The sequence below is a fragment of the Pantoea sp. F_5 genome (genome assembly GCF_008631595.1).
GTDB lineage: Bacteria > Pseudomonadota > Gammaproteobacteria > Enterobacterales > Enterobacteriaceae > Pantoea > Pantoea gossypiicola.
In genome coordinates this window covers 1-21,794 of sequence record NZ_VWUO01000005.1, presented here as the reverse complement: position 1 = coordinate 21,794, position 21,794 = coordinate 1, and the positions used below count along the sequence as shown (strand labels likewise).

Sequence of the window (21,794 nt, the reverse complement as noted above, 5' to 3'; positions counted from 1 at the left end):
TGAAGTCTTGCTGCCGGACAGTACCTGTTGCTGTTCCGGGGCAAACACTGTGTCGCTGACACAAACGTTGATGGTAAGGAGTTTATAGTGAAAAAGTTGTTGTGTGCCGCAGGTCTGGGTCTTGCTTTAGCGGTTTCCGCTGGTGTTCAGGCTGCTGACAAAATTGCAGTGGTAAACGTGTCCAGCATTTTCCAACAGTTACCGCAACGTGCGACTGTTGCTAAACAGCTGGAAAACGAGTTCAAAGGCCGTGCAACTGAGTTGCAGAGCCAGGAGCGCGATCTGCAAACCAAAATGCAGCGTCTGCAGCGTGACGGTTCTACCATGAAGGCCAGCGAACGCAGCCGTATGGAAAAAGATGTCATGTCTCAGCGTGAAGCCTTCTCTTCAAAAGCGCAGGCTTTTGAGCAGGATAATCGCCGTCGTCAGATGGAAGAGCGTAACAAGCTGCTGAGCCGTATTCAGGATGCCGTGAAGAAAGTCGCTGACAGCGATGGTTATGACGTCGTGATCGACGCTAACGCGGTGGCTTATGCATCAAACGCAAAAGACATCACTGCTGACGTGCTGAAACAGGTTAAATAATTCATGTCATCTATTCGACTGGCTGATTTAGCCCAGCAGTTGGATGCAGAATTGCACGGAGATGGCGATATCGTCATCTCCGGCATTGCTTCTATGCAATCCGCCACAACTGGCCAAATCACTTTTCTTGCAAACAGCCGTTACCGCGAGCAACTCGCCCTGATAAAAGCCTCAGCCGTGGTGCTGACGGAAGCGGATCTGGAGTGGTGCAAAACCGCAGCCCTGGTAGTCAAAAACCCCTACCTGACCTATGCGCGTATGGCACAGATACTCGATACCACCCCACAGCCAGCGCAAAATATTGCCCCCAGCGCGGTAATCGATCCCTCGGCCCGACTTGGCAATAACGTTGCCATTGGTGCCAATGCGGTAATCGAAGCGGACGTTGAGCTGGGTGATAACGTGGTGATCGGCGCAGGCTGTTTCGTGGGCAAAAAAACCCGTATCGGCAGCGGAACCCGTCTCTGGGCCAACGTCTCGGTTTATCACGAGATCGAAATCGGCCAGGATTGTCTGATTCAGTCAGGGACCGTAATCGGTTCTGATGGTTTCGGCTATGCCAACGATCGTGGTAACTGGGTGAAAATCCCGCAGTTAGGCGCGGTAATTATCGGCGATCGGGTGGAAATTGGTGCCTGCACTACTATCGATCGCGGTGCGCTGGATAACACTCTGATAGGCAATGGTGTTATCATTGACAACCAGTGCCAGATCGCTCACAACGTAGTTATTGGTGACAATACTGCGGTTGCAGGCGGTGTGATCATGGCGGGTAGTTTGAAAATTGGACGTTACTGTATGATTGGCGGTGCCAGCGTCATTAACGGCCATATGGAAATCTGTGACAAAGTCACCGTGACCGGTATGGGCATGGTCATGCGTCCTATCACAGAGCCTGGCGTCTATTCCTCAGGCATTCCGCTGCAACCCAACAAAACCTGGCGCAAAACTGCAGCGCTGGTGATGAACATCGATGACATGAGCAAACGCTTAAAAGCCATCGAGCGCAAGGTCGGCAAAGACGACTGACCGCCATCCCAAAACTGACCGGCTTTCATAATAAAAATGTTAAGCAGGGAAGCCCGGCGCCACAGAACCTATTTGCGGCCTGCGGAAGATCATGTTGATCTGTGCAGGCCGTGTTATTGATGTCATCAGATTTTTAGGACAGGAAGAGTATTTTGACTACTGAAACTCATACTCTGAAAATTGAAGAGATTTTAGAGCTGCTGCCGCACCGCTATCCGTTTCTGCTCGTAGACCGCGTGCTGGAATTTGAAGAGCACAAATACCTGCGTGCAGTGAAGAACGTTTCTGTTAATGAACCGTTTTTCCAGGGGCATTTCCCTGGTAAACCGATTTTTCCTGGCGTTCTGATCCTGGAAGCGATGGCGCAGGCCACCGGTATTCTGGCGTTTAAAAGCGTAGGTAAACTGGAACCAGGTGAACTCTATTACTTTGCCGGTATCGACAGTGCCCGTTTTAAGCGCCCTGTGGTACCAGGCGACCAGATGATCATGGAAGTCACTTTCGAGAAAACCCGCCGTGGTCTGACCCGCTTTAAAGGCGTGGCGACTGTCGACGGTAAAATCGTTTGTGAAGCGACCATGATGTGTGCCCGCAGCCGGGAGGCATAATTCGTGATTGATCCAACCGCCACTATCCATCCCAGTTCTGTCATTGAAGAGGGCGCGATTATCGGTGCCCGCGTTCACATTGGCCCATTTTGCTTTATTGGTGCTAATGTGGAGATCGGTGAAGGAACGGTACTGAAGTCACACGTTGTGGTGAACGGCCACACGCGTATCGGTAAAGATAACCAGATCTATCAGTTCGCCTCTATCGGCGAAGTGAACCAGGATCTGAAATATGCCGGTGAGCCAACACGGGTTGAAATCGGCGATCGCAACCGCATCCGTGAAAGCGTGACGATTCATCGCGGCACCATTCAGGGTGGACATGTCACCACGGTGGGCAGTGATAATCTGCTGATGGTTAACGTTCATATTGCGCACGACTGCGTAATCGGCAACCGCTGTATCTTCGCCAACAACGCGACCCTGGGTGGACATGTTACGGTGGATGATTTCGCCATTATTGGCGGCATGACAGCGGTGCATCAGTGGTGCACGATTGGTGCGCACGTGATGGTGGGTGGCTGTTCCGGCGTGGCGCAGGATGTGCCGCCTTACGTTATTGCGCAGGGCAACCACGCTACTCCGTTCGGGATCAATATCGAAGGTCTTAAGCGCCGTGGCTTCAGCAAAGAGTCGTTGCACGCGATTCGCAACGCCTACAAGCTGCTTTATCGCAGCGGCAGAACGCTGGAAGACGTGAAGCCGGAGATTGAAGCGCTTGCGCAGCAGCATAGCGAAGTGCAGCCTTTCTACGATTTCTTTGCCCGTTCAACCCGTGGATTAATTCGTTAATCCATGTCAGCGCGTCCTCTAACGATTGCCCTGGTCGCCGGAGAAACCTCCGGCGATATTCTTGGTGCAGGTCTCATTCGTGCCCTGAAAGCCCGTCATCCTGATGCACGTTTTGTCGGCGTGGCGGGACCACTGATGCAGGCGGAAGGGTGCGAGGCCTGGTATGAGATGGAAGAGCTGGCAGTGATGGGAATCGTCGAGGTGCTGGGTCGCCTGCGACGTCTGCTGACAATCCGCCGCGATCTCACCCGGCGTTTTACCGAACTCCGACCCGATGTCTTTGTCGGCATTGATGCGCCCGATTTCAATATCACGCTGGAAGGCAATCTTAAACGCACGGGCATTCGCACGATCCACTATGTCAGTCCCTCTGTATGGGCATGGCGGCAAAAGCGTGTGTTTAAAATTGGCCGCAACACCAATCTGGTGCTGGCCTTCCTGCCGTTTGAAAAAGCCTTCTACGATCGCTATAACGTTCCCTGTCGCTTTATCGGCCATACCATGGCCGATGCTATGCCGCTGCAACCCGATAAGCAAGCTGCGCGGCGTCATCTCGGTATTGCCGATGATGCGCTCTGTCTGGCTTTGTTGCCCGGCAGTCGTGGAGCAGAAGTGGAAATGCTCAGTGCTGATTTCCTGAAAACAGCACAATTGTTGCGTCGTCACTATCCGGCACTGGAAATCGTGGTGCCGCTGGTTAATGCCCGTCGTCGCGAACAGTTTGAGAAAATCAAAGCCGACGTCGCTCCCGAGCTGCCGATGCATCTGCTGGATGGTCAGGGACGTGAAGCGATGATTGCGAGCGATGCCGCACTCCTGGCGTCAGGTACGGCTGCACTGGAGTGCATGCTGGCAAAATGCCCTATGGTCGTCGGTTATCGGATGAAGCCGGCCACGTTCTGGCTGGCGAAACGGCTGGTAAAAACGCCTTACGTCTCGCTGCCGAATCTGCTGGCCGGGCGTGAACTGGTCAAAGAGCTATTGCAGGACGAGTGTCAGCCTGAAGCCCTGGCCGCGGCGTTAGATCCGCTGCTGCATGCCGGGCCTGAACGCAAAACCCTGCTGCAGACGTTTCATGAATTGCATCAACAGATCCGCTGGAACGCCGATGAGCAGGCAGCGGACGCGGTACTGGAGCTGGTGAATGCCTGATTTTATCTACCCTGTTGCCAGACTGATTGCCGGTGTGGACGAAGTCGGTCGCGGTCCGCTGGTCGGTGCGGTCGTCACGGCTGCCGTCATCCTCGACCCGGCTAATCCGATTACCGGCCTGGCTGACTCCAAGAAACTGTCGGAAAAGCGCCGCCTGGCGTTGTATGACGAAATCAAAGAGAAGGCGCTGGCCTGGAGTCTGGGACGCGCAGAGCCGGAAGAGATCGACCAGCTCAACATCCTGCACGCCACTATGCTGGCGATGCAGCGTGCTGTTGCTGGCCTGAGTATTCAGCCCGACTATGTGCTGATTGATGGTAATCGTTGTCCGGCGTTGCCTGTGCCTTCACAGGCCGTAGTGAAAGGGGATAGTCTGGTGGCCGAAATCAGTGCCGCCTCCATCATCGCCAAAGTGTCGCGCGATCGTGAGATGACTGAGCTGGATCAGCTGTTCCCGCAGTATGGTTTTGCTCAGCACAAAGGTTATCCGACGGCGCTGCATATGGAAAAACTGACGCAGTATGGTGCCACGCCGTTCCACCGTCGCAGTTTTGCGCCCGTACGCAACGCGCTGCTCGATGCTGAAGTACTGGCTGCCCGCCAGGCCCTTACGCTTTAATAGCCTGACGCTGTTTTAACCGGAAACTGATATGGCTGAACCCCGTTTTATACATCTGCGTGTCCACAGTGACTATTCGATGGTTGATGGCCTGGCGAAAACCGGGCCGTTGATAAAGAAGGCGGCTGCCCTTGGCATGCCTGCTATCGCGATTACCGACTTCACTAACCTGTGTGGTCTGGTGAAATTCTACGGTGGCGCGCACAGCGCAGGGATAAAGCCGGTCATTGGTGCCGATTTTAAGGTCGCCAGCGAGCTGATGGGGGATGAACTCACGCAGCTGACCGTGCTGGCGGCGAACAATACCGGCTATCAGAACCTGACGCTGTTAATCTCCCGCGCCTATCAGCGTGGCTATGGCGTGGACGGGCCGATTATCGATCGTGACTGGCTGATCGAATTGCAGGAAGGGTTAATCCTGCTGTCAGGCGGGCGGCGTGGCGATGTGGGCCGCAGCCTGTTGCGTGGCAACAGTACCCTGGTGTCGCAGTGCCTGTCGTTTTACCAACAGCACTTCCCCGATCGTTACTACCTGGAACTCATTCGTACCGGTCGTCAGGACGAAGAGAGCTATCTGCATGCCGCTGTTGAACTGGCGATTGCCGAGGGCATCCCGGTCGTCGCCACCAATGAAGTCTGCTTTATCAATGCGGAAGATTTCGATGCGCACGAAATTCGCGTTGCGATTCATGACGGCTATACGCTGGATGATCCTAAACGTCCGCGCAACTACAGTCCTCAGCAATATATGCGCAGCGAAGAGGAGATGTGCGAGCTGTTCTCGGACATCCCGGAAGCGCTGGAAAACAGCGTAGAGATTGCTAAGCGTTGTAATGTGACAGTCCGGCTCGGGGAGTACTTCCTGCCACAGTTCCCGACCGGCGATATGACCACTGAAGATTATCTGGTGGTGAAATCCCGTGAGGGGCTGGAAGAGCGTCTGGTGTTCCTGTTTCCGGACGAGGCTGAGCGCGCGGAAAAACGCCCGGAATATGATGAGCGTCTGGAAGTTGAACTGAACGTTATCAACCAGATGGGCTTCCCTGGCTACTTCCTGATCGTCATGGAGTTCATCCAGTGGTCCAAGGATAACGGCGTACCGGTTGGACCGGGCCGTGGCTCGGGTGCGGGGTCGCTGGTGGCCTATGCGCTGAAAATCACCGATATCGATCCGCTGGAATTCGACCTGCTGTTCGAACGCTTCCTGAACCCGGAACGTGTTTCGATGCCCGACTTCGACGTCGATTTCTGCATGGAGAAACGCGATCAGGTAATCGAACACGTCGCCGATATGTACGGACGTGAAGCGGTTTCGCAGATTATTACCTTCGGCACCATGGCAGCGAAAGCGGTTATCCGCGATGTGGGCCGCGTGCTGGGTCATCCTTACGGCTTTGTCGATCGTATTTCAAAACTGATCCCGCCTGATCCCGGCATGACGCTGGAAAAAGCCTTTATTGCTGAACCACAACTTCCTGCGATGTATGACGCAGATGAAGAGGTGAAAGCGCTGATCGACATGGCGCGCAAGCTGGAAGGCGTCACGCGAAACGCTGGTAAGCATGCGGGTGGCGTGGTCATCGCGCCAACGAAAATTACCGACTTTGCGCCGCTCTACTGCGATGAGCACGGCCAGTTCCCGGTCACCCAGTTCGATAAAAATGATGTGGAATATGCCGGCCTGGTGAAGTTCGATTTCCTGGGACTGCGAACGCTGACCATCATCGATTGGGCGCTGAAGATGATCAACCCGCGCCGGGAAAAAGAGGGACTGGAGCCGATCGATATCGCCGCGATCCCGCTGGATGATAAGAAAAGCTTTGATATGCTGCAGCGCTCAGAAACCACCGCGGTGTTCCAGCTTGAATCGCGCGGCATGAAAGATCTGATTAAGCGTCTGAAGCCCGACTGCTTCGAAGATATGATCGCACTGGTAGCGCTGTTTCGTCCTGGCCCTCTGCAGTCCGGCATGGTAGACAACTTCATCGACCGTAAGCATGGCCGGGAAGCGATCTCCTATCCCGACATCCAGTGGCAGCATGAAAGCCTGAAGCCAGTACTGGAGCCGACCTACGGCATCATCCTCTATCAGGAACAGGTGATGCAGATCGCCCAGGTGCTCTCTGGCTATACCCTGGGCGGTGCAGATATGCTGCGTCGTGCCATGGGTAAAAAGAAACCTGAGGAGATGGCTAAGCAGCGTTCAGTCTTCCGTGACGGTGCTGAAAGCATGGGCATCGACGGCGAACTGTCGATGAAGATCTTCGATCTGGTGGAAAAATTTGCAGGTTATGGCTTTAACAAGTCACACTCTGCGGCCTACGCGCTGGTCTCCTATCAGACGCTGTGGCTGAAAGCGCACTATCCGGCTGAGTTTATGGCGGCGGTTATGACCGCCGATATGGATAACACCGAGAAAGTGGTCGGTCTGGTCGATGAGTGCTGGCGGATGGGGCTGAAAGTCCTGCCGCCCGATATTAACTCCGGTCTCTATCCGTTCCACGTTAACGAAGCGGGCGAGATCGTGTACGGCATAGGCGCGATCAAAGGCGTGGGCGAAGGTCCGATCGAAGCGATCATCGACGCCCGTAACGAGGGCGGCTATTTCCGCGAGCTGTTTGATCTCTGCGCCCGTACCGACACCAAAAAGATCAACCGTCGGGTGATGGAGAAACTGATCATGTCCGGGGCCTTTGACCGCCTCGGACCACACCGCGCTGCGCTGATGAGCGCACTCGGTGATGCACTGAAAGCGGCCGACCAGCACGCGAAAGCGGAAGCGATTGGTCAGGCGGACATGTTTGGCGTACTGGCAGAAGAGCCGGAGCAGGTCGAGAAATCGTACGCCAGCGTCACACCGTGGCCTGAGCAGGTGCAGCTGGATGGGGAACGGGAAACGCTGGGCTTGTACCTGACCGGCCACCCGATTAATCAGTATCTGAAAGAAATTGAGCGTTACGTTGGCGGGGTGCGGCTGAAAGATATGCATCCTACCGAACGGGGTAAAATTACCGTGGCGGCCGGTCTGGTGATCGCAGCGCGTGTAATGGTAACCAAACGCGGCAACCGAATTGGTATCTGTACTCTGGACGATCGCTCCGGTCGTCTTGAGGTGATGTTATTTACCGATGCGTTAGATAAATACCAGCAGTTGCTGGAGAAAGACCGAATCCTGATCGTCAGCGGACAGGTCAGCTTTGATGACTTCAGTGGTGGACTTAAAATGACCGCGCGTGAAGTCATGGACATCGACGAAGCTCGCGAAAAATACGCGCGCGGACTTGCTATCTCGCTGACGGACAGGCAAATTGATGACCAGCTATTAAACCGACTCCGTCAGTCCCTGGAACCCCATCGATCAGGGACTATTCCGGTGCATCTCTACTATCAGAGAGCCGACGCGCGAGCGAAGCTGCGCTTTGGTGCAGCGTGGCGAATTTCGCCCAGCGATCGTTTACTTAACGATCTGCGCTCGTTGATTGGATCGGAGCAGGTGGAACTGGAGTTTGACTAGAACAGGAACATTATGAGTCTTAATTACCTGGATTTTGAACAGCCAATTGCAGAACTGGAAGCGAAGATTGATTCGCTGACCTCAATTGGTCGTCAGGATGATAAACACGTTAATCTGGATGAAGAAGTTCAGCGTCTGCGTGAGAAAAGCGTTGAGCTGACCCGTAAAATCTTCGCCGATTTAGGCGCATGGCAAATTGCCCAACTGGCACGCCATCCTTTACGTCCTTACACCTTTGACTATGTTCGCAACGCTTTCGACGATTTCGATGAGCTGGCGGGCGACCGTGCTTATGCGGATGACAAAGCGATTGTCGGCGGGATTGCGCGTCTTGATGGACGTCCGGTGATGATTATCGGACACCAGAAAGGCCGTGAAACCAAAGAGAAGATTCGCCGTAACTTCGGCATGCCTGCACCGGAAGGCTATCGCAAAGCGTTGCGTCTGATGGAGATGGCTGAACGTTTCAAAATGCCAATCATCACCTTCATCGACACACCGGGTGCTTATCCGGGCGTGGGCGCAGAAGAGCGTGGGCAGTCTGAAGCGATTGCCCGTAACCTGCGTGAAATGTCTGGCCTGAAAGTACCGGTGATCTGTACGGTCATCGGTGAAGGCGGTTCAGGTGGTGCGCTGGCAATTGGCGTGGGCGATAAAGTGAATATGCTGCAGTACAGCACCTACTCAGTGATCTCGCCAGAAGGCTGTGCTTCCATCCTGTGGAAAAGCGCTGACAAAGCCCCGCTTGCCGCCGAAGCGATGGGCATTACCGCGCACCGTCTGAAAGAGCTGAAGCTGATTGACACTGTGATCCCTGAGCCGCTGGGTGGCGCACATCGCCGTCCTGTGGATATGGCGCAGTCACTCAAGCAGCAGCTGCTGGCTGACCTGGCCGACCTCGATGGATTAACCACCGAAGAGCTGCTGGATCGTCGTTATCAGCGTCTGATGAGCTACGGCTACGCCTGATTTTAGCTCATCCATAAAAGCGGACTCCGGTCCGCTTTTTTTATGCCGCCAGTTCAGCCCCGCACGCGGTCTGACGCCTTTCAGCCTCATCTGATCGTCCCCTTGCTACACCTTCCCTGAGTTAGCGGTTATGCTTGTCCGGTTCCACAACAATCAGGGAGAGGGGCATTGAATATTCTGGCGATCATGGGCGCGCACGGCGTGTTTTATAAAGATGAACCGTTACGCGAACTCGACGCGGCGTTAAATCTGCAAGGCTTCCAACTGCTTTACCCGAAAAACAGTGACGATCTGCTGAAGCTGATCGAACACAATCCGCGAATCAGCGGCGTCATCTTCGACTGGGACGCGCACAATAGTCCTGAGCTGTGCGGTGAGATTAATCAGCTCAACGAATACCTGCCGCTGTACGCCTTTATCAATACCCACTCACAGATGGACATCAGCATCAATGAGATGCGCATGCCGCTGCATTTTTTTGAATATGCGCTGAACGCCGCCGACGATATCGCGCTGCATATCCGCCAATATACCGATGACTATCTCGACCACATTACGCCGCCGCTGACTAAAGCGCTGTTCACCTATGTGAAAGAGGGTAAGTACACTTTCTGCACGCCGGGCCATATGGCGGGCACCGCCTTTCAGAAAAGCCCGGTCGGCTGCCTGTTCTATGATTTCTTCGGGGCTAATACGCTGAAGTCGGACATTTCCATTTCAGTGACCGAACTGGGTTCGCTGCTGGATCACACCGGCCCGCACCTCGAAGCGGAAGAGTACATCGCACGCACGTTTGGTGCCGAGCAGAGTTATATGGTGACCAACGGCACCTCTACATCGAACAAAATTGTCGGTATGTATGCAGCACCGGCGGGCAGCACCGTATTGATCGATCGCAACTGCCATAAGTCTCTGACTCATCTGCTGATGATGAGCGATCTGGTCCCCATCTGGCTGAAGCCGACCCGCAATGCGCTGGGGATTCTCGGTGGTATTCCGAAGCAGGAGTTCACCCGCGAGAGTATTACGCACAAAGTGGCGGCTACCGATCGTGCCACCTGGCCGGTGCATGCGGTGATTACCAACTCTACTTATGATGGGCTGCTCTACAACACTCAGTTCATCAAAGAGACGCTGGATGTGCCGTCGATCCATTTCGATTCGGCTTGGGTGCCATATACCAATTTCCATCCGATTTATGCCGGTAAAAGCGGCATGAGTGGCGATCGTATTCCGGGCAAGGTGGTATACGAGACGCAATCGACCCACAAACTGCTGGCGGCGTTCTCGCAGGCCTCCATGATTCACATTAAAGGCGACTACGACGAACAGACGTTTAACGAAGCCTACATGATGCACACCACCACCTCGCCCAATTACGCTATCGTCTCCTCGATTGAAACTGCCGCCGCCATGCTGCGCGGTAACCCCGGTAAGCGGTTGATCAATCGCTCGGTGGAACGTGCGCTGCACTTCCGTCGGGAAATCCAGCGCCTGCGCGAAGAGTCTGACAGCTGGTTCTTTGATATCTGGCAGCCGGAACAGATCGACGAAGCGCAGTGCTGGGCGATCCAGCCCGGTGAAGAAGAGTGGCATGGATTTACTCAAGCCGATCGCGATCACATGTACCTCGATCCGATCAAAGTCACTATCCTGACGCCAGGTATGAGCGAACTGGGGGAGATGGCAGAAGAGGGGATTCCGGCCGCGCTGGTAGCGAAGTTTCTGGATGAGCGCGGCATTGTAGTGGAGAAAACCGGTCCCTATAACCTGTTGTTCCTGTTTAGCATCGGCATCGACAAAACCAAGGCGATGAGTGTGCTGCGCGGTCTGACCGAGTTCAAACGCGCCTACGATCTCAATCTGCGGGTGAAAAACATGCTGCCGGATCTCTACGCGGAGGATCCCGACTTCTATCGCAATATGCGCATTCAGACCCTGGCGCAGGGAATCCATCAGCTGATCCGCCATCACGATCTGCCGCGTCTGATGCTGCAGGCATTCGACGTGCTGCCAGAAATGAAGATGACACCGCATCAGGCATTTCAGCAGCAGGTGAAGGGCAACATCGAAACGGTAGATCTCAGTGAACTGGTCGGGCGGGTGTCGGCCAACATGATTCTGCCCTATCCGCCGGGCGTTCCCCTGGTGATGCCGGGCGAGATGATTACCGAGAAAAGCCGTGCCGTGCTCGACTTCCTGCTGATGCTGTGCAGCATTGGCCGGCATTATCCGGGCTTCGAAACCGATATTCACGGTGCCAGCCTGACGGAAGAGGGCGAGTACCGCGTCCGCGTACTGAAAAACGATCCCGCTTAACCCTTAAATGACTCACAGCGGCAGGCGGTCTGCGGACAGCCTGCCCGAATCAGGACTTTCACTATGTTGCAGTTAACCGCTATTCACCACATCGCCATCATCGCCTCCGACTATCAGCGCAGCAAAGCGTTCTATTGCGACGTACTCGGCTTTCGTCTGATGAGCGAAGTTTACCGCGAGGCTCGCGACTCCTGGAAAGGCGATCTGGCCTTACAGGATCGCTATACCATTGAACTATTCTCTTTTCCCGAGCCGCCAGCACGTGTCAGTCATCCGGAGGCGTGTGGTCTGCGTCATCTGGCCTTTACCGTACCGGATGTGGCCGCTGCCGTTGCGACGCTGGCCGATAAAGGCGTGGTCTGCGAGCCCATTCGCATCGATGAACTGACCGGTAAACCGTGTACGTTCTTTGCGGATCCGGATGGTTTGCCGCTGGAGCTTTATCAGGCGTAAAATAGCCGCTCAGCGGGCGACATTCAGTGGCCCAATTTTTCGGATGCCGCTATGTCTTTGCCCGCTTTTGACACCCTGTTGCAAAATGATGCCGCGCTGGTAGTCGCATTCAGCGGTGGACTCGATTCAACGGTGCTGTTGCATCAGCTTCGTGGCTGGCAGCAGCAGCATCCTGAATCGCACCTGCGAGCGTTACATGTGCATCATGGTCTCAGCCTGAATGCCGATGCATGGGCCGCCCATTGCCAGACGCTATGCGAGCAGTGGCAGCTGCCATGTGACGTGCTGCGCGTAACCGTGGATTGCAGGGAAAACGGGATTGAAGCAGCCGCTCGCACCGCCCGTTATCAGGCGCTGAGCGCCGCGCTGAAGCCGGGCGAGATATTGCTTACCGCCCAGCACCTCGACGATCAGTGTGAAACCTTAATGCTGGCGCTGAAGCGCGGCAGTGGTCCGGCCGGGCTGGCGGCAATGCCTTCATCGCGCATGCTGGGTTCCCATCAGCTGGTGCGTCCGCTGCTGAATCAGTCGCGGCAGTCGCTGGAAGCTTACGCCGACGCCCATCAGCTGGTGTGGATAGATGATGAGAGTAATCAGGATATTCGCTACGATCGTAACTTCCTTCGTCAGCGGCTGCTGCCTGAGCTTTATCAGCGCTGGCCCCATTTTGCCGAGGCAACGGCCCGAAGTGCGGCATTGTGTAGTGAGCAGGAGCAGTTGCTGGATGAACTGCTGGCCGGGCAACTGGCTGAGCTCATCCAGCCAGATGGCAGTCTGCACTTTCCGCCTTTAATGGCCATGAGTGAGCTGCGCGCTAATGCGTTACTGCGTCGCTGGATCGCCGGGCAGGGCGGCGCGATGCCGTCCCGGGAGGCGCTGAAACGGATCCGCGATGAAGTGATGGCAAGCCGGGAAGATGCACAGCCCCGGCTTCGCTTCGGCCAGGCTGAATTGCGTCGTTACCGTCAGCGACTCTACTGGCTGCCGTTGTTCCCTTCACTGCGCGACACTGAGCTGGCATGGCCCGATCTCCGCCAACCGCTGGATTTACCACAGGACCTCGGCACGCTGCGTGCCAGCCAGTCGCAGAGCCTGTTGCGCTATCCTCAGCCGGATGAGCAGATCAGCGTGCGCTTCCATGTGCAGGGTCACGTCCATCTGGTGGGCCGCAATGGCGGAAGAGAAATGAAAAAGCTGTGGCAGGAATTACAGATACCGCCGTGGCAGCGAGAACGGCTGCCGTTAATTTTTTACAACCAGGCGCTGGTCTGTGTACCGAATCTCTTTGTCACCCATGCTGGCGCGGCCAGTGATCAGCAGGGCTGGCAGATAGTCTGGGACATGACATCCCGCGCAGGAGAGCAATAATAATGAAGCAATGGCTTATCGCCTGTTTCGTGGCGGCCGTGTTACCGGCGTGGGCGGCGGGTGATGCGCAGCGCGGCGCAGAAAAAGCGGCCAGTTGCATGGCGTGTCATGGCGCAGCGGGAAAAGCGGCGGTGCCGTTTTACCCAAACCTGGCCGGACAACACGCTCCTTATCTGGAGCATGCGCTGCAGGCCTACAAAAAGGGTGAACGCAGTGGCGGTCAGGCTGAGGTCATGAAGGCGTTTGTAGCGGGATTAAGCGATAGCGATATGGCGGATCTGGCGGCGTACTACAGTTCGTTACAGCCCTGAAGATTAACAGGGCGGGAAGGTCCCGCCCGGAATGCGTGGATTACTCTGCGCTGACCACGACCGTACCCAGTTCGGGATGGGTAAAGCTGGCGATATGATCGAGACGTAATTCGCGATGTTCACCGGAAAGATCGATAGCCAGATACTCCACATTCTTGCGTGAAAAGATCTCTTTAGCCTTTGCCTTCAGCTGCTCGCCATCTTTCATTTCCAGCGACAGCATCCAGTGATTCTGGCAGGCGAGCTCCAGATTATCGTAATCATCGCAATTGATAGGTTGGTACGCTTCATTTATCAACATAGTCGCTCACCAATAAGTTAGCAGCGGCGTAGGCCGCCTGTTCCCTGACAGAAGAGTTTAGCTCAGTATTTGCGGCAATATCATTAAGTGCCTTTAATGCGCAGCCAATCGCATCCGGTATGTAACCTAAATCCCCGCTGCCGATTTCGGCATATTTCCGGCGAACTAACTCACAATAATTTTGCACGTGGCCCTCCTCAGCAGAGCGTAAATACTCTGGTTAACTGGCGACTATATCATAGCCATTTGGAGGAAATCAGCCCGCGTAAAGCAGGATCAGTGCGCGAATCACTGCTAAAGTGACAGATTCCGCTGTCTCAGGCGGAATGAATCAGAGCACAAAAGGTTAATTTGATGAACAGGTTATCGGAGGTCAATGTGATTAAGGTGTGGGGAGCGCGCTGATGATTATGCTATCCCGTTCGGTTGAGATTCCGGAAAGTGAGATCGAGCTGACGGCGATTCGTGCCCAGGGTGCAGGCGGACAGCATGTCAACAAAGCCAGTACCGCCATTCATCTGCGCTTCGATATTGCGGCCTCTTCACTGCCTGCGTTTTATAAAGAGCGGTTACTGACCGCCAGTCATCACCTGATTACCGGTGAAGGTGTCGTGGTGATTAAGGCGCAGGAGTATCGTAGTCAGGAGATGAATCGCGAAGCGGCATTGCAGCGTCTGGTCAATCTGATCCGGGAGTTGAGCACGGTCGAAAAAGCCCGGCGCGCCACGCGCCCGACCCGCGCCTCGAAAGAGCGGCGTCTGGAAGGAAAAGCGCGACGCAGTTCGACGAAAGCGATGCGCGGCAGGGTGCAATAAAAAACGCCCCGCAGGTGGGGCGTTTAGGATCTGATCAACCAGACCAGCGTGAATCTGGCAGCAACGAATAAGCTCAGAGCGCAGGGAACAGGGGCAGAAGAGGAAAGCGTCCCGTGCCATGGACAAAAACGCCATGCGTTGGCCCGGTTAGGGCACACCTCATTCTTCGGCTGTCAGACGCCCCACAAGCGAGGCATCTGACCATTCCTTCAAAGCTTACTTATTCAGCGCCTTCAGCAGGAAATCAACGATCTCATCCTGCTTAATCATCTGCTTCTCACCGGCGCGACGTGATTTATATTCAATCTCCTGATTGTCGAGATTGCGGTCGCCGATGACGATGGTGTGTGGCACACCGATCAGTTCCATATCAGCGAACATCACGCCCGGACGCTCTTTACGGTCATCCAGAATAACGTCAACGCCTTTGGCACGCAGAGTGGCATACAGCTCTTCCGCCAGCTCTTTAACGCGGAACGATTTCTGCATATTCATTGGCAGAATCGCCACCTCGAACGGTGCCAGTGCGGCTGGCCAGATGATGCCGCGATCGTCATGGTTCTGCTCAATGGCTGCGGCAACCACGCGAGTGATGCCGATGCCATAGCAGCCCATGCTCATCACCTGATTACGGCCATCTTCACCCTGAACGGAGGCTTTCAGCGCGTCAGAATACTTGGTGCCGAGCTGGAAGATGTGACCGACTTCGATGCCGCGTTTAATCTGCAGCGTACCTTTGCCATCCGGGCTTAAATCGCCTTCGACCACGTTACGGATATCTGCAACGCTGGCCAGCGGCAGATCGCGCTCCCAGTTAATACCGAAGTAATGCTTGCCATCGACGTTGGCACCGGCGCTGAAATCGCTCATCTTCGCCACGGTACGGTCAGCGATGATCGGCATCTGCAGACCCACTGGCCCGATGGAACCCGGACCGGCTCCCACAGCGGCGCGAATCTCTTCTTCTGTCGCGAACACCAGCGGTGATGCAACGATAGCTGACTTCTCTGCTTTGATCTCATTCAGCTGATGATCGCCGCGAACCAGCAGGGCAACCAGTGCATGACCGCTCTCTTCAGCACCTTTAACAATCAGCGTTTTCACTGTCTTTTCAACAGGTAAACTGAATTGCTCAACCAGCTCCGCGATGGTTTTGGCATCTGGCGTCTCGACCAGCTGCATCTCCTGCGACGGCGCGGCACGTTCACCGGCGGGGGCGACGGCTTCGGCCAGCTCGATGTTGGCGGCGTAATCGGAATCGGTAGAGAAGATCACATCATCTTCACCGCTCTGCGCCAGCACCTGGAACTCATGTGATGCGCTGCCACCGATAGAGCCGGTATCGGCCTGCACGGCACGGAAATCCAAACCCATACGGCTGAAGATCTGGCTATAGGCGCGATACATCGCGTCATAGGTTTCCTGCAGCGATTCCTGCGAAACGTGAAACGAGTATGCATCTTTCATGATGAACTCGCGTGAACGCATCACGCCAAAGCGTGGACGCACTTCATCACGGAATTTGGTCTGAATCTGATACAGGTTGAGCGGCAGTTGCTTATAAGAGCTCAGCTCATTGCGGATCAGGTCAGTGACTACTTCTTCATGCGTCGGACCCAGCACGAACGGACGCTCGTGGCGATCGGCAATACGTAACAGTTCCGGGCCATATTCCTCCCAGCGACCGCTCTCCTGCCACAGGTCGGCAGGCTGCACAACCGGCATTAAAATCTCAACCGCGCCCGCGTTGTTCATCTCTTCGCGCACGATATTTTCGACTTTCTTCAGCACGCGAACACCGGTCGGTAACCAGGTGTACAAGCCAGAAGCCAGTTTGCGGATCATACCGGCGCGCAGCATCAGCTGGTGGCTGATGACTTCAGCGTCGGAAGGCGTCTCTTTCTGAGTAGAGAGCAGATATTGAGTAGTACGCATTGATTACGGTTCCAGTTGATCGGAAAGTCACAGACAGAATTTTGCTGGCGGCTAGTGTACCAGTGAGATCACCGGCTCAAAAGCGGGTTTTAACGCGGGTCGATAGCGGTCACTTCAGTACCGGCATCGTCAATGCGCCAGCGTACATTAAAATCCATCAGCCAGGCCGCATATTCACGATCCTGCGTTTCACCCTGGCGGTAAGCGGGACGGGGATCCTGTGCCAGCACTTCACTGATAAAACGTGCGAGATTGGGATAGCGCGCCTGTTGCTGAAGCTGCTGCTGTGCCAGCGCGGAGAAGCGAACCGGCATATCCGCCGCCGGTGCCGCCTGAGCAAACCCGGCCTGCGCATGAGGCAGCGCTTCGGCGAAGGGCAGATAAGGTTTGATATCCACCACCGGCGTGCCATCGACCAGATCCAGACTGCCAAGCTGCAGGATCACCTGCTGTTTTTCAATCCTGATCCCTTTTAGTTCAACCAGCGACATGCCAATGGGATTGGGACGGAACGTTGACCGTGTGGCAAAAACACCCATGCGCGCATTGCCGCCCAGCCGGGGAGGGCGAACCGTAGGACGCCAGCCGCCCGCCATCGTCTGATGGAAGACAAACAGCAGCCAGAGGTGACTAAAGTCTTCCAGCCCGCGAACGGCTTCCGGCTGATTGTAAGGTGGCAGCAGGTGAAGTTCGCCGCCGCCATCCTGCACCAGACCCGGCTGGCGCGGCACGGCAAATTTCTCCTTCCACGGCGAATGGATTACCCCAATTTGCGCAAAGGCGAATTCACTCATTGATTGCTGACTTTCAGCGCTGAACCCTGGCAGACGGCCTGACGATAGCAGCCCGGCGTGCCGGTGACGATTTCACACTGATGCAGCAGCACCGCATTGGCTTTCATCTGTGATGCTTTAATCTGCAGACGTTTTCGTGCTGTGGCGATGTTGGCCGGGGAGTTCTGATTACTGATCTGGCAATCTTCAGCGGAGACTTCACCCAGATCGCGGAACGGTTTGCTGACCAGATCGGCGGCATCGGTATAGAGCTTAACCGGGGCCGGTCGTACCACGGGTTTGCGGGTCGGTTGGCTGGATTGCTGCGGCCGGGACGGTGCGCTGCTTATCGGGTGATACTCATGAACACACCCTGTCAGCATCAATGCTAACAAGCAGAGCGGTAAAAAACGCATGGCAACATCCTCAGATTTCAAAAAGTGGCGTTATTGAAACAAGGACGGGAATAAATAACAAGTCGGGCAGGGTACCCAATAACAGAAAGGGCGGCATAGCGCCGCCCTGAAGGAGATGATGAGCTGAATTACCAGCCTTTAACTGCACCGCCGTTAAAGACTTTGTTCGCGGCTTCGTTCACTTCGTCAGACTGGTAAGCCTGGACAAACTTCTTCACGTTTTCCGCATCTTTATTATCTTCGCGGGCAACAATCAGGTTCACGTAAGGCGAATCTTTATCTTCGACGAAAATGCCATCTTTAGCCGGGGTCAGGCCAATCTGGCTGGCGTAAGTGGTATTGATTACGGCCAGCGCGATCTGCTGATCGTCCAGTGAGCGCGGCAGCTGTGGCGCTTCCAGCTCAACAATTTTCAGATGCTTAGGATTCTCAGTGATATCCAGCGAGGTTGGCAGCAAGCCCACGCCATCTTTCAGTTTGATCAGCCCCACTTTCTGCAGCAGCAGCAGTGTACGGCCCAGGTTGGTCGGGTCATTCGGAATGGCAACCTGCGCGCCATCCTGCAGCTCATCCAGCGACTTGATCTTCTTCGAATAGCCCGCAATCGGGTAGACGAAGGAGTTACCTACTGAAACCAGCTTGTAACCACGATCTTTAATCTGCTGATCCAGATACGGTTTGTGCTGGAAAGCATTGACGTCGATATCGCCTTTGCTCAGCGCTTCATTCGGCAGCACGTAGTCGTTAAAGGTGACCAGCTCAACGTCCAGACCATATTTCTCTTTAGCCACTTTCTGTGCGGCTTCAGCAACCTGCTGCTCAGCACCAACAATGACGCCCACTTTGATGTGGTTAGCGTCTTTCTCTTTTTGATCGCATCCTGCCAGCGCAATCGCGCCAATCAGAGCACCCACAGCGGCAATTTTTTTGAATCTGAAAGACATATCCTTTCCTTCTTAATAATGTGAGATTGCTGGCTTACTTATGGGACACTGCACGCACGATGCGGTCACCACAGAATTGAATGAGATACACCAAAACCACTAACAACACCAATACCGTATTCATCACCGTGGCGTTGTATCCGATATAACCATACTGATAGCCGATCTGACCCAGACCACCGGCACCCACTGCGCCACCCATGGCGGAGTAACCGACCAGAGTAATCAGGGTAATGGTTGCAGCATTCACCAGGCCCGGCATCGCTTCCGGCAGCAGGACCTTACGGACGATCTGCATTGGCGTTGCGCCCATGGCTCGCGAGGCTTCGATCAGGCCGGTAGGCAATTCCAGCAAGGCATTTTCAACCATACGCGCAATAAACGGTGCAGCGCCAACGGTCAGCGGAACGATAGCTGCCTGCAGTCCGATGGAGGTGCCGACGATAACGCGGGTAAAAGGAATCATCCAGACCAGTAAGATAATGAAAGGAATAGAGCGGAAGATATTCACCAGCGCGGAGAGCACGCGGTACAGCCCCTGATTCTGCAGAATCTGTCCTGGACGGGTGACATAAAGTAAAACGCCGACCGGCAGGCCCAGTACAAAACCGAAAAAGCCAGAGACGAAGGTCATCATCAGCGTTTCCCATACGCCCCGTCCCAGCAACCACATCATCGCTTCAGACATAACCTAACACCTCTACTTTCACATGATTCTCCTTCAGCCAGGCTATCGCCTCGCGCGTATCGCTTTCTGCGCCATGCATTTCGGCCAGCATAATGCCGAACTTCACACCACCGGCGTAATCCATCTGGGCACTGATAATGTTGTTATTCACGTTGTAACGCCGGGCCGCTTCGGAAAGCAGTGGCGCATCAACCGATTTACCGGTGAACTCCAGTCGCAGCAGCGGTACGGTGCCTTCAGTGGCAGTGGCTGAAAGACGCTGCTGGTAATCATCCGGAATATCCAGATGCAGAGTCGACTGAATAAACTGTTGCGCCAGAGGCGTCTTAGGGTGTGAGAACACTTCACTGACGCTGTCTTTCTCGATCAGCTCACCGTGACTAATGACCGCAACCTGGTCGCAGATGCGTTTCACCACATCCATCTCATGAGTGATCAGGAGAATCGTCAGCCCAAGGCGGCGATTGATATCTTTCAGCAGCTCCAGAATAGAGCGGGTTGTAGCGGGATCCAGTGCGCTGGTGGCTTCATCACACAGCAAAACCTTGGGATTGCTGGCCAGCGCACGGGCAATCGCGACACGCTGCTTCTGACCACCCGAGAGATTTGCAGGCCAGGCATCATGCTTATCAGACAATCCCACCAGTTCCAGCAGCTCAGTGACACGAGCGTTGATCTGAGCGCGGGAGAGATTACCGAGTTCCAGTGGCAGAGAAACGTTGCCCGCAACGGTGCGTGAGTTCATCAGGTTAAAGTGCTGGAAGATCATGCCAATCTGGCGGCGCGCCTGGGTTAACTGACGTTCATTAAGAGCAGTCAGATCGGCTCCGTCGACCAGTACGCGACCCGAAGTCGGGCGCTCCAGCAGATTCACGCAACGAATCAATGTACTTTTACCGGCCCCGGAAGCGCCGATAACGCCATAAATCTGTCCGGCAGGCACGTGCAGGCTGACATCCGTTAATGCCGGAATAGTCCGCGAGCCTTGCTGAAACACCTTAGTAATATTTTCTAGTTTAATCATTATGTTATTAATTATCGTGTTGCGTTGTCCGTGGTGTGGGAAGCCTCGTCACTTTTAATCGCTATAAAAGCTGGATGGATGTTAAGGCATCCAGACGTCTAAATCAATGGAAGTGATTCAATCTGACATTCTCCCTTTTACAGCAATCATGCGATACTGATCGGCAATTTTTACAGCAGGAGTTTCTACGTGGCGAATAAAGTCCCCGCTATTTTTCTTGATCGTGATGGCACCCTTAATATCGACAGTGGCTATGTCCATGAGATCGATGACTTCCAGTTTATTGACGGCACGATTGAAGCGCTGCAGCAGTTGAAGGCAATGGGGTATGCGCTGGTGATCGTGACCAATCAGTCTGGCATAGCACGCGGTATGTTTACCGAAGATACCTTTATGCGTCTGACAGAGTGGATGGACTGGTCGCTGGCCGATCGCGACGTCGATCTTGATGGCATCTATTTCTGTCCTCACCATCCCGAAGCAACTGTAGAAGAATTCCGTCAGGAATGTGATTGCCGTAAGCCACAGCCAGGCATGCTGCTGACCGCACAGGAAGAGTTGCATATTGATATGGCTGCTTCCTATATGGTGGGTGACAAGCTGGAAGATATGCTGGCAGGAAAGGCTGCGGGCGTTGGCACCAAAGTGCTGGTGCGTAGCGGTAAACCCGTCACAGCTGAAGGCGAAGCTGCAGCAGACTGGGTAATTAATAGCCTGGCAGAGCTGCCTGCACGCATTAAACAGGGCTAAAACGGCGCTTTTGTGCAAATTTCAGACGAACAGTAAAAAAGTCTCAATTTGCACTTGCGCTATCTGAACCGTTCCCTATAATGCGCCTCCATCGACACGGCACACCGGCAACGGGAAACGGGTTGAAGGTTCAGGAGACTGACCCGCCGGAGAAAAACTTCTGAAATAGAGGTTGACTCTGCAGGAGGAAAGCGTAATATACGCCACCTCGCGACAGGACGCTAACGCACTGTTCGCACTGCTCTTTAACAATTTATCAGACAATCTGTGTGGGCACTCGCAGGATTGATATCAGCGTCTCCGGACGCACAAAAATATCAAAGCCTCACGAGTGAACACATAATGAAATTCATTATGACGTTTTACAGATGAGCATCGCTGCACTTGTTGCAGCAAATCAAACTTAAATTGAAGAGTTTGATCATGGCT

The 21,794-nt window shown here is 54.6% G+C and carries 22 protein-coding genes; 14 read left to right on the top strand and 8 right to left on the bottom strand.

What is annotated here, in order from left to right; translation table 11 throughout:
- Positions 1-87: 87 nt before the first annotated feature.
- The 12 genes from skp (at position 88) to F3I44_RS08335 (ending at position 13,719) form a co-directional block, all read left to right on the top strand.
- Positions 88-585, top strand: coding sequence for a molecular chaperone Skp (gene skp, locus F3I44_RS08390; protein WP_003852644.1), 498 nt, complete (start codon positions 88-90; stop codon positions 583-585).
- A gap of 3 nt (positions 586-588) precedes the next feature.
- Complete coding sequence (gene lpxD, locus F3I44_RS08385; RefSeq protein ID WP_013356846.1) at positions 589-1,614, top strand: UDP-3-O-(3-hydroxymyristoyl)glucosamine N-acyltransferase; 1,026 nt, start codon at positions 589-591, stop codon at positions 1,612-1,614.
- Between the two features lie 152 nt (positions 1,615-1,766).
- Positions 1,767-2,222 carry a 3-hydroxyacyl-ACP dehydratase FabZ gene (gene fabZ, locus F3I44_RS08380; RefSeq protein WP_003852639.1) on the top strand — a complete coding sequence of 152 codons (456 nt, stop codon included), beginning with the start codon at positions 1,767-1,769 and terminating at the stop codon, positions 2,220-2,222.
- A 3-nt stretch (positions 2,223-2,225) separates the two neighbouring features.
- Positions 2,226-3,014 (top strand): acyl-ACP--UDP-N-acetylglucosamine O-acyltransferase, encoded by a 789-nt coding sequence (gene lpxA / locus F3I44_RS08375; protein ID WP_150010693.1) that lies wholly within the window; start codon positions 2,226-2,228, stop codon positions 3,012-3,014.
- 3 nt (positions 3,015-3,017) lie between these two features.
- Entirely contained in the window at positions 3,018-4,166 is a 1,149-nt protein-coding gene (gene lpxB / locus F3I44_RS08370) for a lipid-A-disaccharide synthase (RefSeq protein WP_150010691.1), read from the top strand.
- The gene (gene rnhB, locus F3I44_RS08365) at positions 4,159-4,785 is read left to right on the top strand and encodes a ribonuclease HII (protein WP_150010689.1); all 627 of its coding nucleotides are present in this window, start codon (positions 4,159-4,161) and stop codon (positions 4,783-4,785) included. Before lpxB ends, rnhB begins: the two co-directional genes overlap by 8 nt.
- A gap of 31 nt (positions 4,786-4,816) precedes the next feature.
- Complete coding sequence (gene dnaE / locus F3I44_RS08360) at positions 4,817-8,299, top strand: DNA polymerase III subunit alpha (RefSeq protein WP_150010687.1); 3,483 nt, start codon at positions 4,817-4,819, stop codon at positions 8,297-8,299.
- 12 nt (positions 8,300-8,311) lie between these two features.
- A complete protein-coding gene (gene accA / locus F3I44_RS08355; RefSeq protein WP_150010685.1) occupies positions 8,312-9,268 on the top strand; it encodes an acetyl-CoA carboxylase carboxyl transferase subunit alpha in 957 nt (318 codons plus the stop codon).
- Between the two features lie 168 nt (positions 9,269-9,436).
- Positions 9,437-11,587, top strand: coding sequence for a lysine decarboxylase LdcC (locus tag F3I44_RS08350; RefSeq protein WP_150010683.1), 2,151 nt, complete (start codon positions 9,437-9,439; stop codon positions 11,585-11,587).
- A gap of 63 nt (positions 11,588-11,650) precedes the next feature.
- On the top strand, positions 11,651-12,040 hold the full coding sequence (locus tag F3I44_RS08345) for a VOC family protein (protein WP_150010681.1): 390 nt from the start codon (positions 11,651-11,653) through the stop codon (positions 12,038-12,040).
- A 51-nt stretch (positions 12,041-12,091) separates the two neighbouring features.
- A complete protein-coding gene (gene tilS, locus F3I44_RS08340) occupies positions 12,092-13,408 on the top strand; it encodes a tRNA lysidine(34) synthetase TilS (protein ID WP_150010679.1) in 1,317 nt (438 codons plus the stop codon).
- A gap of 2 nt (positions 13,409-13,410) precedes the next feature.
- A complete protein-coding gene (locus F3I44_RS08335) occupies positions 13,411-13,719 on the top strand; it encodes a cytochrome c (RefSeq protein ID WP_150010677.1) in 309 nt (102 codons plus the stop codon).
- A 40-nt stretch (positions 13,720-13,759) separates the two neighbouring features.
- Here F3I44_RS08335 and rof read toward each other — a convergent pair whose 3' ends face one another.
- Together rof and F3I44_RS08325 are read right to left on the bottom strand one after the other, a co-directional pair.
- Positions 13,760-14,020 (bottom strand): Rho-binding antiterminator, encoded by a 261-nt coding sequence (gene rof / locus F3I44_RS08330; protein WP_150010675.1) that lies wholly within the window; start codon positions 14,018-14,020, stop codon positions 13,760-13,762.
- Positions 14,007-14,207, bottom strand: coding sequence for a YaeP family protein (locus F3I44_RS08325; RefSeq protein WP_003852623.1), 201 nt, complete (start codon positions 14,205-14,207; stop codon positions 14,007-14,009). Before F3I44_RS08325 ends, rof begins: the two co-directional genes overlap by 14 nt.
- A 217-nt stretch (positions 14,208-14,424) precedes the next feature.
- Here F3I44_RS08325 and arfB point away from each other — a divergent pair, with 217 nt between their 5' ends.
- The gene (gene arfB / locus F3I44_RS08320) at positions 14,425-14,835 is read left to right on the top strand and encodes an alternative ribosome rescue aminoacyl-tRNA hydrolase ArfB (protein WP_033731644.1); all 411 of its coding nucleotides are present in this window, start codon (positions 14,425-14,427) and stop codon (positions 14,833-14,835) included.
- A gap of 216 nt (positions 14,836-15,051) precedes the next feature.
- Here arfB and proS read toward each other — a convergent pair whose 3' ends face one another.
- From proS to metN, 6 genes are all read right to left on the bottom strand, one after another.
- Positions 15,052-16,770, bottom strand: a complete 1,719-nt coding sequence (gene proS / locus F3I44_RS08315) for a proline--tRNA ligase (protein ID WP_150010673.1) — start codon at positions 16,768-16,770, stop codon at positions 15,052-15,054.
- Positions 16,771-16,859: 89 nt separating this feature from the next.
- Complete coding sequence (gene tsaA, locus F3I44_RS08310) at positions 16,860-17,564, bottom strand: tRNA (N6-threonylcarbamoyladenosine(37)-N6)-methyltransferase TrmO (RefSeq protein ID WP_150010671.1); 705 nt, start codon at positions 17,562-17,564, stop codon at positions 16,860-16,862.
- Positions 17,561-17,959: an Rcs stress response system protein RcsF gene (rcsF, locus tag F3I44_RS08305; RefSeq protein WP_013356860.1), complete on the bottom strand. Its 399-nt coding sequence runs from the start codon at positions 17,957-17,959 to the stop codon at positions 17,561-17,563. The genes tsaA and rcsF overlap by 4 nt, the downstream gene beginning before the upstream one ends.
- A 128-nt stretch (positions 17,960-18,087) precedes the next feature.
- The gene (locus F3I44_RS08300; RefSeq protein ID WP_013356861.1) at positions 18,088-18,903 is read right to left on the bottom strand and encodes a MetQ/NlpA family lipoprotein; all 816 of its coding nucleotides are present in this window, start codon (positions 18,901-18,903) and stop codon (positions 18,088-18,090) included.
- A gap of 34 nt (positions 18,904-18,937) precedes the next feature.
- Complete coding sequence (locus F3I44_RS08295; RefSeq protein WP_009091958.1) at positions 18,938-19,591, bottom strand: methionine ABC transporter permease MetI; 654 nt, start codon at positions 19,589-19,591, stop codon at positions 18,938-18,940.
- Entirely contained in the window at positions 19,584-20,615 is a 1,032-nt protein-coding gene (gene metN / locus F3I44_RS08290) for a methionine ABC transporter ATP-binding protein MetN (protein WP_150010669.1), read from the bottom strand. The genes F3I44_RS08295 and metN overlap by 8 nt, the downstream gene beginning before the upstream one ends.
- A 189-nt stretch (positions 20,616-20,804) precedes the next feature.
- Here metN and gmhB point away from each other — a divergent pair, with 189 nt between their 5' ends.
- A complete protein-coding gene (gene gmhB / locus F3I44_RS08285) occupies positions 20,805-21,365 on the top strand; it encodes a D-glycero-beta-D-manno-heptose 1,7-bisphosphate 7-phosphatase (protein ID WP_150010667.1) in 561 nt (186 codons plus the stop codon).
- The last annotated feature ends 429 nt before the right edge of the window (positions 21,366-21,794 follow it).

What these genes read in the sequence shown, in the direction of transcription:
- lpxD (WP_013356846.1), top strand. Translation starts at nt 589, where the DNA reads ATGTCATCTATTCGACTGGCTGATTTAGCCCAGCAGTTGGATGCAGAA.
- lpxB (WP_150010691.1), top strand. Translation starts at nt 3,018, where the DNA reads ATGTCAGCGCGTCCTCTAACGATTGCCCTGGTCGCCGGAGAAACCTCC.
- rnhB (WP_150010689.1), top strand. Translation starts at nt 4,159, where the DNA reads ATGCCTGATTTTATCTACCCTGTTGCCAGACTGATTGCCGGTGTGGAC.
- dnaE (WP_150010687.1), top strand. Translation starts at nt 4,817, where the DNA reads ATGGCTGAACCCCGTTTTATACATCTGCGTGTCCACAGTGACTATTCG.
- accA (WP_150010685.1), top strand. Translation starts at nt 8,312, where the DNA reads ATGAGTCTTAATTACCTGGATTTTGAACAGCCAATTGCAGAACTGGAA.
- F3I44_RS08345 (WP_150010681.1), top strand. Translation starts at nt 11,651, where the DNA reads ATGTTGCAGTTAACCGCTATTCACCACATCGCCATCATCGCCTCCGAC.
- tilS (WP_150010679.1), top strand. Translation starts at nt 12,092, where the DNA reads ATGTCTTTGCCCGCTTTTGACACCCTGTTGCAAAATGATGCCGCGCTG.
- F3I44_RS08335 (WP_150010677.1), top strand. Translation starts at nt 13,411, where the DNA reads ATGAAGCAATGGCTTATCGCCTGTTTCGTGGCGGCCGTGTTACCGGCG.
- rof (WP_150010675.1), bottom strand. Translation starts at nt 14,020, where the DNA reads ATGTTGATAAATGAAGCGTACCAACCTATCAATTGCGATGATTACGAT.
- arfB (WP_033731644.1), top strand. Translation starts at nt 14,425, where the DNA reads ATGATTATGCTATCCCGTTCGGTTGAGATTCCGGAAAGTGAGATCGAG.
- proS (WP_150010673.1), bottom strand. Translation starts at nt 16,770, where the DNA reads ATGCGTACTACTCAATATCTGCTCTCTACTCAGAAAGAGACGCCTTCC.
- tsaA (WP_150010671.1), bottom strand. Translation starts at nt 17,564, where the DNA reads ATGAGTGAATTCGCCTTTGCGCAAATTGGGGTAATCCATTCGCCGTGG.
- rcsF (WP_013356860.1), bottom strand. Translation starts at nt 17,959, where the DNA reads ATGCGTTTTTTACCGCTCTGCTTGTTAGCATTGATGCTGACAGGGTGT.
- F3I44_RS08300 (WP_013356861.1), bottom strand. Translation starts at nt 18,903, where the DNA reads ATGTCTTTCAGATTCAAAAAAATTGCCGCTGTGGGTGCTCTGATTGGC.
- F3I44_RS08295 (WP_009091958.1), bottom strand. Translation starts at nt 19,591, where the DNA reads ATGTCTGAAGCGATGATGTGGTTGCTGGGACGGGGCGTATGGGAAACG.
- metN (WP_150010669.1), bottom strand. Translation starts at nt 20,615, where the DNA reads ATGATTAAACTAGAAAATATTACTAAGGTGTTTCAGCAAGGCTCGCGG.